This is a genomic window from Streptomyces sp. NBC_00572 (assembly GCF_026341815.1).
Lineage (GTDB): Bacteria > Actinomycetota > Actinomycetes > Streptomycetales > Streptomycetaceae > Streptomyces.
The window spans coordinates 3227310-3242156 of the sequence record NZ_JAPENX010000001.1 but is presented as its reverse complement, the minus strand read 5'-3'; the positions used below and the strand labels follow the sequence as shown (position 1 = coordinate 3242156).

Genomic DNA, 14847 nt, shown 5'->3' with positions numbered 1-14847 from the left:
CCCTGGTGGGGGTGCCGCCCTCGTTCGCGTTCAGCGATGAACAACCGATCCCGGGGGATCAGAAGTCCATGTCACCGCCCGGCATGCCGCCGCCGGCCGGCGCGGACGCCTTCTCCGGCTTGTCGGCGATGACGGCCTCGGTGGTGAGGAACAGCGCGGCGATCGACGCGGCGTTCTGCAGCGCGGAGCGCGTGACCTTCGCCGGGTCGATGATGCCCTCGGCGATGAGGTCGACGTACTCGTTGGTCGCGGCGTTCAGGCCGTGGCCGACGGGCAGGTTGCGGACCTTCTCCGCCACGACGCCGCCCTCAAGGCCGGCGTTGACCGCGATCTGCTTCAGCGGGGCCTCAAGGGCCAGCTTCACGATGTTCGCGCCCGTGGCCTCGTCGCCCGAGAGGTCGGCCTCAAGCTTCTCGAAGACCGAGGAAGCCTGGAGCAGGGCCACGCCACCGCCGGCGACGATGCCCTCCTCGACGGCCGCCTTCGCGTTGCGAACGGCGTCCTCGATGCGGTGCTTGCGCTCCTTGAGCTCGACCTCGGTCGCGGCACCGGCCTTGATGACCGCAACACCGCCGGCGAGCTTCGCCAGGCGCTCCTGCAGCTTCTCGCGGTCGTAGTCGCTGTCCGAGTTCTCGATCTCGGCGCGGATCTGGTTCACGCGACCGGCGACCTGCTCGCTGTCACCGGCACCGTCGACGATGGTGGTCTCGTCCTTGGTGATGACGACCTTGCGGGCGCGGCCCAGCAGGTCGAGGCCCGCGTTCTCCAGCTTCAGGCCGACCTCCTCGGAGATGACCGTGCCGCCGGTGAGGATGGCGATGTCGTTCAGCATGGCCTTACGACGGTCGCCGAAGCCCGGGGCCTTGACCGCGACGGACTTGAAGGTGCCGCGGATCTTGTTGACGACCAGGGTCGACAGGGCCTCGCCCTCGACGTCCTCGGCGATGATCAGCAGGGGCTTGCCCGACTGCATGACCTTCTCCAGGAGCGGGAGCAGGTCCTTCACCGAGGAGATCTTGGAGTTGACGATGAGGAGGTACGGGTCGTCGAGCGACGACTCCATGCGCTCCATGTCGGTGGCGAAGTACGCCGAGATGTAGCCCTTGTCGAAGCGCATACCCTCGGTGAGCTCCAGCTCCAGACCGAAGGTCTGGGACTCCTCGACGGTGATGACGCCTTCCTTGCCGACCTTGTCCATCGCCTCGGCGATGAGCTCGCCGATCTGGGTGTCGGCGGCGGAGATGGAGGCCGTGGAAGCGATCTGCTCCTTGGTCTCGACATCCTTCGCCTGCTCGAGCAGGGCGCCGGAGACGGCCTCGACGGCCTTCTCGATACCGCGCTTGAGGGCCATCGGGTTGGCACCGGCCGCCACGTTGCGCAGGCCCTCGCGGACGAGCGCCTGGGCGAGAACGGTGGCCGTGGTCGTACCGTCGCCGGCGACGTCGTCCGTCTTCTTGGCGACTTCCTTGACCAGCTCGGCGCCGATCTTCTCGTACGGGTCCTCGAGCTCGATCTCCTTGGCGATGGAAACACCATCGTTGGTGATCGTGGGGGCGCCCCACTTCTTCTCGAGGACGACGTTGCGACCCTTGGGGCCGAGGGTGACCTTGACGGCGTCAGCGAGCTGGTTCATGCCGCGCTCGAGACCGCGCCGGGCCTCCTCGTCGAACGCGATGATCTTGGCCATGTGAAGTGGTCCTCCCGGACATGGGGTGGATAACGCTCCAGGACCGCGCCGACGCCCGCGACGGACGGCCTCCGCAACTCCGCGTGGTTCCTTGCCCCACCCGGCCGGCGGCCTCGTCTGCCCGATCCTCGTAGCACTCTCACCTTCCGAGTGCTAACGCCAATGATTAGCACTCGCCCTAGGAGAGTGCAAGCGACTCTCGATGATCGGGATGCAGGGCAGGGGGTGACGGAAGGGGCGCGAGAGGGGCGCGAGAAGGGTCCGGGAACGCACGAGGGGTCCGCATCCCCTCAGGGATGCGGACCCCTCGACGGCGTTGCGTCGGTGGCCGATCGCGCCGCGCTCAGACGGCGAGCTTGACCATGTCCGCCTGCGGACCCTTCTGGCCCTGCGAGATCTCGAACTCGACTCGCTGTCCCTCTTCGAGGCTGCGGTAGCCATCCATCTGGATCGCGCTGTAGTGGACGAAAACATCCGCACCACCGTCGACCGCGATGAAGCCGTAGCCCTTCTCCGCGTTGAACCACTTGACGGTGCCCTGAGCCATGCCTAACTCCCCTATTACTGTGGCCCTTGCGCGGGACCGCACTTCGCGGACCCGGGTCAGACCCTGCGCCGGAACGCGTCGACCGCCGCTGAATGTATCTGCCCAACTGCCCTCTGCAACAGGTCAATCGAGCGAGAATTCTGGGCGTCACGGAAAGGCGAATTGGGGAGAATCCCTTGAGTTACGGGGCAAGTCGGGCCCGGCAAAGCGTGCAGAGGGTACACATCGCACACGCACTTTGGCTGCTTCTTGTCGTGCGGGGACGCATTCTCATATGCGCCCGGCATGAGCAGCGGAGGGGACTTCCCCAACTCTACCGCGCTCAACCCTGCAGAATTGCCCCTTCCGCTTTATGGCGCGGAAGGGGCAATTCAAGAAAGACGGGACAGATGACGGCTCAGCAGCCGTCGGCACCGCGCACGATGGTCAGCCTCCGGCGACGGCCGGGATGATCGAGACGCCGGCGCCGGCCGGGGTGGCCGTCTCCAGGCCCTGCTCGAAGCGGACGTCGTCGTCGTTCACGTAGACGTTGACGAAGCGGCGCAGCTTGCCCTGGTCGTCCAGGACGCGGGCGGAGATGCCCGTGTGGTTCTTCTCCAGGTCCGCGATGACCTCGGCGAGGGTCGCGCCCTCGGCCTGGACCTCGGACTGGCCGCCCGTGTAGGTGCGGAGGATGGTGGGGATGCGGACGTTCACGGCCATGTCTTCGTAACCTTTCAGAGGGCCAGGCCGGCGTCGCGGAACGCGTCGAGGCTCGGGCGGATGGTGGCGGTCGCCTGAGAGGTGTCGGCCACCGCGTCCAGGGTCTTGAGTCCGTCGCCGGTGTTGAGGACGACGGTGGTGAGGTTCGGGTCGATCAGCCCGTTCTCGACGAGCTTCTTCGCGACGCCGACCGTCACGCCGCCCGCGGTCTCGGCGAAGATGCCCTCGGTCTCGGCGAGGAGCTTGATCGCGTCCACGACCTGCTCGTCGTTGACGTCCTCCACGGCGCCGCCGGTGCGGCGGGCGATGTCGAGGACGTACGGGCCGTCGGCCGGGTTGCCGATCGCGAGCGACTTGGCGATCGTGTTCGGCTTCTGGGGCCGTACGACGTCGTGCCCGGCCTTGAAGGCCACCGACACCGGGGAGCAGCCCTCGGCCTGGGCGCCGAAGATCTTGTACGGCTTGTCCTCGACGAGGCCGAGCTTGATGAGCTCCTGGAGACCCTTGTCGATCTTGGTGAGCTGGGAGCCGGAGGCGATCGGGATGACGAGCTGGTCGGGGATGACCCAGCCGAGCTGCTCGCAGATCTCGTACGCCAGCGTCTTGGAGCCCTCGCCGTAGTACGGGCGGAGGTTGACGTTGACGAAGCCCCAGCCCTCGCCCAGCGGGTCGCCGATGAGCTCGGAGCAGAAGCGGTTGACGTCGTCGTAGTTGCCCTCGATGGCGACGAGGTCACCGCCGTAGACACCGGCCATGACGACCTTGCCCTGCTCCAGGTCGTGCGGGATGAACACGCAGGAGCGGAACCCGGCGCGGGCGGCGGCGGCGCCGACGGCGCCGGCCAGGTTGCCGGTGGAGGAGCAGGAGAGGGTGGTGAAGCCGAAGGCGCGGGCGGCCTCGATGGCCTGGGCGACGACCCGGTCCTTGAAGGAGTGGGTCGGGTTGCCGGAGTCGTCCTTGACGAAGAGCTTGCCGGGGGCGACGCCGATCTCGCGGGCGAGGTTGTCGGCCTGGACGAGCTTGGTCCAGCCCGGGTTCAGGTTCGGCTTGTCGGCGACGTCGGCGGGGACGGGCAGCAGGGGGGCGTAGCGCCAGATGTTGGCGGGGCCGGCCTCGATCTGCTTGCGCAGTGCCTCGGGGTCACCGGTGGGGAGGTCGTACGCGACTTCGAGCGGTCCGAAACAGAGTTCACAGGCGAAGATCGGGCCGAGTGCGAACTTTTCACCGCATTCGCGACAGGAGAGCCCGGACGCGGGACCGAGGTCGACCGAAGTGGCGGGGGTAACAGTCTGTACAGCCATGGAGGCGAGGCCCTTTCTCCTCATCTTTCGCATGACGAATTTTTCGCCATGCGACGGATTTGGCACCTTCCCTAGCCGGGAGCCTCGCTGGAGGACGAGTAACCGACTGGAGGGTTGCCGGGGCTTCAACGGGCCGTTTCCCTCTGCCCCTCTGGATGAGCGGTATTCGATTGTGAAGCGCGGTGAACTTTCGTTCCTGCGCTCCGGCGCGGGCGGCACCCCGACGTGCATCGGGCATCCGCGTTGTTCAAGACTGTAACCGAAGGCCCGGACGCTTGGACCGGCCGTCCGAACCGCGAGATGGAGATCACGTGCTGGAAGAGGTGGAGCGCTGGCTGGACCGGCGGTCCTGGTCCGTGGAGGACCGGCCGCTGGAGCGAATCCTCGCCGCCAAGCGAAACACGAAGGTCAGCGTCGTCCTGCCGGCGCTGAACGAGGAGGCGACGGTCGGTGACATCGTCGCCGTGATCCGGCGCGAGCTGATGTCGGAGGCGGTGCCGCTCGTCGACGAGCTCGTGGTGATCGACTCGGGCTCCACGGACCGTACGGCGGAGGTGGCGGCGGCGGCCGGGGCGCGGGTGGTCGCGCGGGACGCGATACTCCCGCGGATACCGGCCGTGCCGGGCAAGGGCGAGGTGCTGTGGCGGTCACTGATGGTGACCACCGGGGACGTCGTGTGCTTCGTGGACGCCGACCTGCGGGACTTCTCCGCGGACTTCGTGACGGGGATCGTGGGCCCGCTGCTCACCGATCCGGACGTCGACTTCGTGAAGGCGATGTACGACCGTCCCTTCGGCCCCGAGTTCAACGGGCTCGCCTCCGGCAAGACCGCTGGTCAGGGCGGTCGGGTGACGGAGCTGGTGGCGCGCCCGCTGCTGAATCTGCACTGGCCGCAGCTGGCCGGTTTCGTGCAGCCGCTCGGCGGTGAGTACGCGGCCCGCCGCTCGCTGCTCGAACAGCTGCCCTTCCCGGTCGGTTACGGGGTGGAGCTGGGGCTGCTCGTGGACGCCCTGCACACGGTGGGTCTGGACGCGCTCGCACAGGTGGACGTGGGGGTGCGCAAGCACCGGCACCAGGACGGTCTCGCGCTGGGCCGGATGGCGGCGGCGATCTACCGGACGGCGCAACTGCGGCTCTCGCGGGGCCATCTGGTGCGGCCGCGGCTGACCCAGTTCGAGCGGGGCGAGAAGGGCTTCGAGCCGCGGACGTACGACGTGGACACGGAGGAGCGGCCGCCGATGGCCGACATCGCGGAGTACGCGCACCGCCGCGTGGCCTGACCGCGTGGCCTGACCGCGTGGCGTAACGCCCCATGATGATCCGCTTTGCCTACATTGCCCTTTTATGTGCTTCAGACAACAACACCTGGGCAGGGTGCTCGCGGCCGTCGCGGCCGTAGGACTGGCGGCGGGCTCGCTCGCCTTCACCGCGGCGGGGCCGGCCGCGGCGGATGTGGTCGAGCCCTTCGGCAAGCGGTACGCCGAGTCGCTGTACGGCGACTTCACCACGATCGGCAACACGGTCATGGGCTGCCCGGCCGCCCCCGCCGACCTGGCCGCCCGCTGTGCGACCGCGGCGAGCGGCCAGGGCTCGGACAACAACAACACCTTCGTGATGCGGCGGATCGACGCGGGCGGCACCGGCGGCGGTCACGGTTCGAGCACCGGCCACGTGCGGATCCCGGCGGGCGCCGAGGTCGCGTACGCCCGGCTCTTCTGGGGCGGCAACGACGGCACGTACAAGGGTCCGAGCGGGGCGCGGCTGAAGCGCTGCGACATCTCCGGCACGGATGTCGAGCCCTCGCCCGGCGACCCGACGACCACCGCCCCGCTGATCAAGGTCGGCGCGGCCGCGGCGTCCCCGGTCTCGATCGACAGCATGGTCGCCGACCCGGCCGACACCAACGGCCCGCACTACTACACGGGCGAGTCGGACGTGACCGCCGCCTTCGCGGGCGTCTCGGGGACGGACGCGCAGGTGACCGTCGGCAACATCTGGGCGGCCGACGGCAAGGGCTGCGTGGCGGGTTGGTCGCTGACCGTCGTCCACAAGTTCCCCGGCCCGGATCCGGTCCGCGCCCCCGAGCGGCGCAACGTGTACGTCTACGGCGGCCATGTCCTGCAGCGTTCGACCTCCCCCGCCACCACGATCACCGTGGACGGCTTCCACCGGAGCGGCGGCAAGGCGCGGGCCGGCATCACCGCGTACGAGGGCGACTGGAACACCCCGGGGGACACCTTCCTCGTCGACGGCAAGAACGTCACCGAGGCCCACACGGGCAACACCGACAACTTCTTCGTCAGCGAGGACGACGGCGCCGTCACCCCCAAGCTGATCAACAACCTGAGCATCGACGCCAAGGCCTTCGACATCCCCGACGGCGCCATCCCCCAGGGCGCGACCTCGGCCGACCTGACCTTCGCCACCCGCGGCGACACCTACGTGCCCTCCGCGCTCGCCTTCTCCGTACCGGTCCCCGACCTGGAGATCACCAAGACGGCGAGCCCGCGCACGGTGAAGCCGGGCGACACCCTCACGTACACGATCACCGCGAAGAACATCGGCACGCTCGACTACCCGAACGCCACGTTCGGCGACGATCTGACCGGGACCCTCGACGACGCCGACTACAACGGTGACGTGAAGACGACCCTGGGCAGGGCGACGTACACGGCGTCGAAGATCGGGTACGTGGGGACCGTCCCGGCCGGGAAGACGGCGACCGTCACCTACTCGGTGAAGATCAAGAACCCGCCGACGGGCGACGGGAAGCTCCGCAACAGCGTGGAGGTGGAGACACCCCGCTCCAACTGCGGAGACGGCAGCCAGGACCCGGCGTGCACGGTGACCCCGGCGATCGAGAAGCCGAAGCCGACACCCAGCCCGACCCCGACGCCGACCCCGGTGGGTCCCACGCCCACCCCCACGCCCACTCCGACGCCGGTGGACCCCACGCCGACCCCGACGCCGGTGGACCCCACCTGGGCCCCGGCCCCCGTCGAGTCCTCCCCCGCTCCCCCGGCCCCCGGGCCGCACGGGAACGGCGGCGACTCGATGGCCGAGACCGGCGGCAACGGTGAGCGGCTGTGGCTGCTCGGCGCGCTCGGGCTCGCCCTCGCGGCGACGGGCGTGGTGGCGAAGGCGGCGATGCGCGGCCGACGCGAGAACTGACGGCCGCCCGGAGGTCCGGCCACCCTCCGTGGCCGGATCCACCCGTCTCGTATACGTACGTTTGAGCGTTTACGGGACGGGCTAGGTTCGCCCCATGGCTTCTGTTCTTGTGGCATCCAATCGAGGCCCCGTCTCGTACGTGCTCGGCGAGGACGGTGAGCTCGACGCCCGCAGGGGCGGCGGCGGCCTGGTCTCCGGGCTGAGCGCCGTCTCCTCGCAGGACAGCCTGTGGGTGTGCGCGGCGCTCGGCGAGGGCGACCGGGAGGCCGTCCGGCGCGGGATCGGCGAGCCGGGCGTACGGATGCTGGACATCGACCCGGACGTGTACGCCGACGCGTACAACGGCATCGCGAACTCGGTGCTGTGGTTCCTCCACCACCACCTGTACGACATCCCGCGCGAGCCGGTCTTCGACGCGGCGTTCCGGCGCCGCTGGGCGTCCTACCGCGCCTACAACCGCGCCTTCGCCGAGGCCCTGGCCGCCGAGGCGGACCGGGGCGCGGCGGTCCTGGTGCAGGACTACCACCTGGCGCTCGTCCCCGGGATGCTGCGGGAGCTCCGCCCCGACCTGCGGATCGGGCACTTCACCCACACCCCCTGGGTGTCCTCCGAGTACCTGCGGATGGTGCCGGACGACATCGTCGAGGAGCTGCTGTGGGGCATGCTCGGCGCGGACGAGCTGGGCTTCCACACCTGGGGATGGGCCTCGTTCTTCATCGGCTGCTGCTCCCAGCGGGACGACTCGACCGGCATGGCCCAGGGGGTATGGCCGAGCGGTGACCCCTGGCACGGGGTGGAGTGGCGCCGCCACGGCGTCGGGAAGGGTCGCACCCGCGTTCGGGCGTACCCCCTGGGTGTGGACGGCGACGAGCTGCGGGCCCTCGCGTACCGCCCGGAGGTGGACGAGCGGCTGGCCCGGCTCCGCGAAGAGGTCGGCGGCCGGAAGACCATCGTCCGCGTCGACCGCACGGAACTGTCGAAGAACATCCTGCGCGGCCTGCTCGCCTACCGTGAGCTGCTCACCGTCCACCCCGAGTGGCGCGACCGGGTGGTCCACCTGGCCTCGGCGTACCCCTCCCGGCAGGACCTGGCCTCGTACCGGGAGTACACGGCCTCGGTGACGGAACTGGCCGAGGAGATCAACGCCGAGTTCGGCACGGCCGACTGGCAGCCGGTCGTCGTCTCCGTGGAGGACGACTTCACCCGCTCCCTGGCCGCCTACCGCCTGGCCGACGTGGCCCTGGTGAACCCGGTGCGCGACGGCATGAACCTGGTCGCGAAGGAGATACCGGTGGTCTCGGAGGCGGGCTGCGCGCTCGTCCTGTCGACGGGCGCGGGCGCGTACCGGGAGCTGATGCGCGACGCGCTCACCGTGAACCCCTACGACGTGTCGGAGACCGCGGAGGCCCTCCACACCGCCCTGTCGATGCCGGCGGCCGAGCGCGCCGACCGCTCGAAGCGCCTCGCGGCGGCGGCGACGGCCCTGCCCCCGCAGCGCTGGTTCCTGAACCAGCTGGAGGCCCTGAGGGAGGGCTAGGGGGTGTCTTGTCGATCACGCCGCGAGCCCGGCCTGATCGGCAAGACACACCCTAGGTATGCGTTCCCACCCGCGGGGAGTCCCTCCGCTCACGCCCCCACGCCGCCAGTGGTTCGAGGGCGTCGTTGAGGCGGATGCCGTCCTTCGTGAGGGCGTACTCGACGCGGGGCGGGACCTCCTCGTGGGAGACGCGGTCCACGATGCCGTCCGCCTCCAGCTCCCGCAGGTGCGAGGCGAGGACCTTCTCCGTGATGCCCGGGACGAGTCTGCGCAGCTCCCCGAAGCGGCGGTGCGGCCGCTCGTGGAGCGCCCAGAGGATGAGCACCTTCCACTTGCCGCCGATGACCTCCATGGCGGCGTCGATCCCGCAGACGTGCCCGTCCCCGGCTCCGGGCCGATTCAGCGTCGCCATGCGCCACCCCTCCTGACCTGTTCGCTCACCTCAGGGTAACCACCCACTTCCAAGTGGGTACTTGAGCAGGTCAGGGGCCTGAAGCAGCCTGGTGGTCATGACAGCGAACACGATCGAGAAGACCCCCGTCACCCTGCTCGGCCTCGGCGCGATGGGCACCGCGCTCGCCCGCACCTGGCTCGCCGCCGGCCACCCGCTCACCGTCTGGAACCGCACCGCGGCCCGCGCCGCGCCGCTCGCCGCCGAGGGCGCGAGGACGGCCGGCACCGCTGCCGAGGCGGTCACGGCGAGCGATCTGATCATCGTCTGCCTGCTGGACGACGCCTCGGTCGAGGAGGCGCTCGCCGACGCCGACCTGGCCGGAAAGGACCTGGTGAACCTGGTCACCGGCACCCCCGCCCAGGCCCGCGCCCGCGCCGCGTGGGCCGAGGCGCGGGGCGCCCGCTACCTGGACGGCGGCATCATGGCCGTACCGCCGATGATCGGGGTCCCGGAAGCCGGCGGCTACGTCTTCTACAGCGGCTCGCGAGCCCTCTTCGAGCAGTACGAGAAGGCCCTGGCCGTCCCGGCGGGCGCCACGTACGTCGGCGAGGACCCGGGCTTCGCGGCCCTCCACGACGTGGCCCTGCTCAGCGCCATGTACGGGATGTTCGCCGGGGCGGCACACGCCTTCGCCCTGATCCGCGAGGAGGACATCGACCCCGTCGCCTTCGCCCCGCTGCTCGCCGGCTGGCTCACCGCGATGGCCCCGTCGGTCCACGGAACGGCACGGCGGCTGAGCAGCGGCGACCGCACCACGGACGTCGTGTCGAACCTGGCGATGCAGGTGGCCGGCGTCCCCACCTTCCTGGACACCGCCGAAGGACAGGGCGTCAGCCCCGAACTGATCGCCCCCTACTTCGAGTTGATGCGCCGACGGCTCGACATCGGCAGCGGCGAGGAGGACCTGACGGGCATCGTGGACCTGCTGGTACGGAAGGGCTGAGCGCCCTACCCTGATCACCGCGTGACGCGGCCACCGCCCGGCACGACCACGGCGGAGGGGAAACGCTCGTGCAGGCGGATGGGACGGGGGCCGCGCGCCCCGGCGACCGGATCGGTCCGTACACCGTGCTCACGGAGCTGGCCGGCGGTGGCATGGGCCGCGTCTACGTGGCCCGGTCCCCCGGCGGCCGTACCGTCGCCGTCAAAACCCTGCTGGCCGCCTCCTACGGCGGCACCGTCGCCGACGCGGACCGCCGCCGCTTCACCCGCGAAGTGGCGCTCGCCCGGCGCGTACGCGGTCCGTTCACCGCCGGTGTCGTCGACGCCGACGCCGACGCGCCCGTCCCCTGGATGGCCACCGAGTACATCCCGGCACCCTCTCTCGGCGAACTGGTGGCCACCCAGGGACCGTTACCCCCGGCCGCGCTGCCCTGGATCGCGGCCGGAACGGTGGAGGCCCTGATCAGCATCCACTCCGCCGGGCTCGTCCACCGCGACATCAAGCCCTCGAACATCCTGCTGCCCGAGGACGGCCCCCGGGTCATCGACTTCGGCATCTCCCAGTCGGCCGACCTCACCCGCACCCGGAGCGCGCTCGGAACCCTCGGCTTCGTCGCGCCCGAGCAGGCCCGCGGCGAGCCGACCACCACGGCGTCCGACGTCTTCTCGCTGGGTGCCACCCTCTTCCACCTGGCCACGGGCCGCAGCCCCTACCGGGACGCGGGCCGGGGCACCGCGATGGAACAACTGGTCCGCGCGGCCGAGGCCGACCTCGACCTGAAAGATCTGCCCGTCGAGCTGGAAGCCCTGATCCTTCCCTGCCTCGACGCGGATCCGGCCCGGCGCCCCACGGCGGACGACCTGCTGACCCGGGTCGGCCCCGATCTCGCCGCACGTCCCCGGGCGCGCGGCGCCACCGACTGGCTCCCGCGGGGCTGGTCCGCCGCCATCGAACAGCACCGCGGCCGCCGCACCGAGCAGCCCGACACCGCCCGACCGCCCATCGAGCCCCACCCGCCCCGGCCGCGCACCGAACCCGACCAGCCCCGGCCGCCCGTCGAGCACGACCCGACCCAGCGGAACAGCGAGCCCGGCCCGCCCCAGCGGCACATCGCGCCCGACGCGGCCGCGGAGTTCATGCCCCACGCGCCGACCGACACCCTGGGCCCGGCGAGCCAGACACCTCCACTCCCCCGCCGACGCCGCCGGGGGCTGTGGATCGGGGTGGCCCTCGCCGGGCTGATCGCCGCCGGCGGCGTCTACGCGGCACCGCTCCTGCACGGCAACGATCCCGGGCCGGTACGGCAGGGCCTCCGCCTGGCACTGGTGGAGCACGTGGAGTCCGGGAAGTGCGCGGACCCGCCGTCGCGCGCCTACTACTCCGAGGAACTGAAGAGCTGCTACCGCGTCTCCGACTGGGAGGCGGAAAGCATGAGTGTCGGGCAGCTGCGGCAGGTGAACGCCCCGTACGACGAGAGCGCCGGACGGTGGAAGGTCCAGATGACGTTCGACGACGCCGACACCCAGCGGTTCACGCGCCTCACCGGTAGAGCGGCGCAACGCCCGGCTCCGCAGAACCAGATCGCCTTCGTCCTCGGCGACCGGCTGATCAGCGCGCCCATCATCATCGGCGCCATCACCTCCAGCACGGTGGACGTCACCGGCGACTACACGCAGGCCGAAGCGGAGGCGCTGGCCCGGGAACTCGGGGACCGCTGAGCCCGAGGGCAGGGCCCGGGCCGTGCCCGTCCACGGGCCGGGCCGGGACTCTCCGGACCCGTGCCAGCCGCCGCGAGCCCGGCCTGATCGACAAGACACCCCCTAGCCCTCCCGTACGGCCTCCGCGAGCGCCGCGAGGAAGCCGACCACTCCCGGCGGGCCCGCGACCGCGAGGTCCGCGCGGTCGGACAGTTCCGGGACCTCCGTGGAGCCGCTGCAGACCAGGAGGCCCGGGGTGCCGTCGGAGCGGAGTTTCTCGACGGCGGCGAAGGCGGGCAGGTCGCCCAGGTCGTCGCCCGCGTAGAGCACGGACCCGGCGCCGACCTCCCGTACGTACTCCGCGAGCGCGACGCCCTTGTCCATGCCCGGGGGGCGCAGCTCCAGGACCATCCTGCCGGGTTCCAGGACGAGGCCGTGATGGGTGGCGAGGTCGCCCAGGGGGCCCTTGAGGGCCTCGAAGGCGCCTTCGGGGTCGAGGGCGCGGCGGGTGTGGACGGCGACCGCGCGGCCCTTCTCCTCGATCCAGACGCCCGGCCAGGCGCCGGCCCGGTCGAGGAAGCCGGGGAGTTCGGCGCGGACGGAGGCCACTCCGGGGTGCGGGGCGGCGGCCTTGACGGTGCCGGTGACGGCGTCCCAGCGTTCGGCGCCGTAGTGGCCGAGGACGACGAGGTGGTCCAGGCCGGGGACGCCGGCGAAGCCGCCGTACCGGACGGCGACCCCGGCGGGGCGGCCGGTCACGACGGCGACGGAGGCGACCTCGGGGGCGAGTGCGGCGAGCGCCTCGACGGCGCCGGGGTGGGCGCGGGCCTGTTCGGGGTCGGGGACGATCTCGGCGAGGGTGCCGTCGAAGTCGAGGGCGACGACGGCCTTCGCGGGCCGCGCGAGGAGCGCGGCCAGACCGTCGCGGCCGGCGGATGTGGTCGGGTGCGGGAGGCTGCTGACCATGCTCACGACCCTACCGACGCGAGGCGCCCGCGTCAGGGGCACGAACGAGACGGGCCGGGCGCTCAGCGTCTGCGTTGCTTCTCCTCGCGGACCCGGCGGAGCCGGTTCACCGTCACCGGGTCGTGGGCGAGGGCGCGCGGGTCGTCGAGGAGGGCGTTGAGCAGCTGGTAGTAGCGGGTCGGGGAGAGCCCGAGGCTCTCGCGGACCGCGCGTTCCTTGGCGCCGGGTCCGGGCCAGGAGCGGCGCTCGACGGCGAGGAGGGCCTGCTCGCGCTCACCGAGCCCGCCCTCGTCGCCGTCCGCTGCTTCCCGCTCTTCGGTCATACGAACAACCTATTACCCGGCGCTCCGCGGTGCCGTCGCCCGCCCGGCCCGCCCAGCACACCGGGCGCCGTCGCCCGCCCGGCCCGCCCCGTGCTCCGGGGTGCCGTCGCCCGACCTACTCGGCGTTCTCCGCGGCCGTCGCCGCACGGCCGATCGCGCCGAGGACCTCGGCGGGCCGGCCGGCCGGGGTGACGGCCTTGCCGATGTTCTGCTTGACGTTCTCGCTGACCTTGGCCCAGGACGTCTTGCCGACCGGCGGGAGCTGGCTGTCCGGGAGGGTCTTGAGGAAGACGCGCAGGTTGGCGTGCTCGGGCTCGGTCTCCATGCGGGTGGAGGCGGTGACGGTGACCGGCAGGAGGTCGTTGTCGCCGGCGAACTTCAGGACGTTCTCGTCGGAGAAGATGAAGTTGAGGAAGTCGCCGATCTCCTTGCGGTGACCGTTCTGCTTGAAGCCCATGATCCAGTCGGCGACGCCCATCGCGGCCTTGGCCTGGCCGTCGGCGCCGGGGAGCGGGACCTGGCCGACCTCGACGCCCTTCTTGGCGGCTTCCTTCAGGAGCGAGGGGTGGCCGTTGAGCATGCCGACCTCGCCGTTCGCGAAGGAGGCGAACGCGGCCTTGCGGTTGAGCTTGCCGGGGGCGACGGGTCCGGTGAGGCCCTTGCCGACGAGGTTGGTCTTGAGCCATTCGAAGGTCTTGACGTTGGCGTCGGAGTCGACCGAGTAGTGGTCGGTGCCGTCGGTCCAGCCACCGCCGCCGCTGAGCAGCCACATCAGGGCCTCGGCCTGGGCCTCCTCGGGTCCGAGGGGCAGCGCGAAGGGGGTGCGGACACCGTTGTCCTTCAGCTTCCCGGCGGCCGCGGCGAGCTCGTCCCAGGTGGTGGGGGCCTTGACGCCGGCGTCCTCGAAGAGGGCCTTGTTGTAGAACAGCGGCCGGGTGGAGGCGACGAAGGGCAGGCCGTACTGGGTCCGCTTGTGCTCACCGGCCGCGACGAGCGGCGGGAGGAAGTTGGACTGGACGGGTATGGAGAGCATCTCGTCGGCGGCGTAGAGGTCGCCGGCGGCCGCGTAGTCGGCGTAGGCGCCGATCTGCGCGATGTCGGGGGCCTCGTCGGCCTCGACCATCTCGGCGACCTTGCGGTCGACGTCGTCCCAGGACACGACCTGCACCTCGACCTTGACGCCGGGGTGCTTGGCCTCGAACGCGGCGACGAGGTCGGTCCAGTACTTCTTGGTGCTGTCGCCACCGTTGAGGTCGTAGTCGGCGGCGACCAGTCTGAGGGTCACGTCACCGGAGTCGCCTCCGAGGGAGCCACAGCCGGCGACCGTGGCGGTCAGTCCGAGTGCGGCGACGGCCGCGGTCAGTCCAAGGAATCGTCGCCGCTCCACGGCTTCATCCACCTTTTGCTCGTCGTTGAGCTGCATCGAGCCGCACGTTTGCTCTGCGCAGGGCCGTAAGTCTCTCCCGCGCGCGGGTATGAGGTCTACACCACTCGGGTATCACTTCCGCAACGCCAGGGG

Annotated in this window: 13 protein-coding genes and 1 riboswitch; of the genes, 5 read left to right on the top strand and 8 right to left on the bottom strand. The window is 70.9% G+C overall.

Annotated features, from left to right (window positions below; all coding sequences use genetic code 11):
* Window positions 1–58 precede the first annotated feature (58 nt).
* From groL to thrC, 4 genes are all read right to left on the bottom strand, one after another.
* A complete protein-coding gene (gene groL, locus OG514_RS14990; RefSeq protein WP_017238234.1) occupies window positions 59–1687 on the bottom strand; it encodes a chaperonin GroEL in 1629 nt (542 codons plus the stop codon).
* Between the two features lie 343 nt (window positions 1688–2030).
* On the bottom strand, window positions 2031–2234 hold the full coding sequence (locus tag OG514_RS14985) for a cold-shock protein (RefSeq protein WP_015035246.1): 204 nt from the start codon (window positions 2232–2234) through the stop codon (window positions 2031–2033).
* A 426-nt stretch (window positions 2235–2660) separates the two neighbouring features.
* A complete protein-coding gene (locus OG514_RS14980) occupies window positions 2661–2936 on the bottom strand; it encodes a MoaD/ThiS family protein (RefSeq protein WP_266894782.1) in 276 nt (91 codons plus the stop codon).
* Between the two features lie 14 nt (window positions 2937–2950).
* Entirely contained in the window at window positions 2951–4261 is a 1311-nt protein-coding gene (gene thrC / locus OG514_RS14975) for a threonine synthase (RefSeq protein ID WP_266900853.1), read from the bottom strand.
* A riboswitch (SAM riboswitch) is annotated at window positions 4255–4399 on the bottom strand. Its footprint overlaps the gene before it by 7 nt.
* 149 nt (window positions 4400–4548) lie before the next feature.
* Here thrC and OG514_RS14970 point away from each other — a divergent pair.
* The 3 genes from OG514_RS14970 (at window position 4549) to OG514_RS14960 (ending at window position 8945) form a co-directional block, all read left to right on the top strand.
* Complete coding sequence (locus OG514_RS14970; protein WP_266894780.1) at window positions 4549–5517, top strand: glucosyl-3-phosphoglycerate synthase; 969 nt, start codon at window positions 4549–4551, stop codon at window positions 5515–5517.
* A 64-nt stretch (window positions 5518–5581) separates the two neighbouring features.
* The gene (locus tag OG514_RS14965) at window positions 5582–7408 is read left to right on the top strand and encodes a hypothetical protein (protein WP_266894779.1); all 1827 of its coding nucleotides are present in this window, start codon (window positions 5582–5584) and stop codon (window positions 7406–7408) included.
* Between the two features lie 94 nt (window positions 7409–7502).
* The gene (locus OG514_RS14960; protein ID WP_266894777.1) at window positions 7503–8945 is read left to right on the top strand and encodes a trehalose-6-phosphate synthase; all 1443 of its coding nucleotides are present in this window, start codon (window positions 7503–7505) and stop codon (window positions 8943–8945) included.
* 52 nt (window positions 8946–8997) lie between these two features.
* On the opposite strand, the gene OG514_RS14955 is transcribed toward OG514_RS14960, so the two are convergent.
* Window positions 8998–9357 (bottom strand): helix-turn-helix domain-containing protein, encoded by a 360-nt coding sequence (locus tag OG514_RS14955; protein WP_266894775.1) that lies wholly within the window; start codon window positions 9355–9357, stop codon window positions 8998–9000.
* Window positions 9358–9454: 97 nt separating this feature from the next.
* Between OG514_RS14955 and OG514_RS14950 the strand changes: the two genes are divergently transcribed.
* Both OG514_RS14950 and OG514_RS14945 read left to right on the top strand, forming a co-directional pair.
* Window positions 9455–10342, top strand: coding sequence for an NAD(P)-dependent oxidoreductase (locus tag OG514_RS14950; RefSeq protein WP_266894773.1), 888 nt, complete (start codon window positions 9455–9457; stop codon window positions 10340–10342).
* Between the two features lie 68 nt (window positions 10343–10410).
* Entirely contained in the window at window positions 10411–12060 is a 1650-nt protein-coding gene (locus OG514_RS14945; protein ID WP_266894771.1) for a protein kinase, read from the top strand.
* A 102-nt stretch (window positions 12061–12162) separates the two neighbouring features.
* Here the strand turns inward: OG514_RS14945 and otsB are convergent, their stop codons facing one another.
* The 3 genes from otsB to OG514_RS14930 form a co-directional block, all read right to left on the bottom strand.
* Window positions 12163–13005: a trehalose-phosphatase gene (gene otsB / locus OG514_RS14940; protein ID WP_266894770.1), complete on the bottom strand. Its 843-nt coding sequence runs from the start codon at window positions 13003–13005 to the stop codon at window positions 12163–12165.
* Between the two features lie 62 nt (window positions 13006–13067).
* Window positions 13068–13328 (bottom strand): DUF3263 domain-containing protein, encoded by a 261-nt coding sequence (locus OG514_RS14935; protein ID WP_266894768.1) that lies wholly within the window; start codon window positions 13326–13328, stop codon window positions 13068–13070.
* Window positions 13329–13443: 115 nt separating this feature from the next.
* Entirely contained in the window at window positions 13444–14751 is a 1308-nt protein-coding gene (locus OG514_RS14930; RefSeq protein ID WP_266894766.1) for an ABC transporter substrate-binding protein, read from the bottom strand.
* Between the last annotated feature and the right edge of the window lie 96 nt (window positions 14752–14847).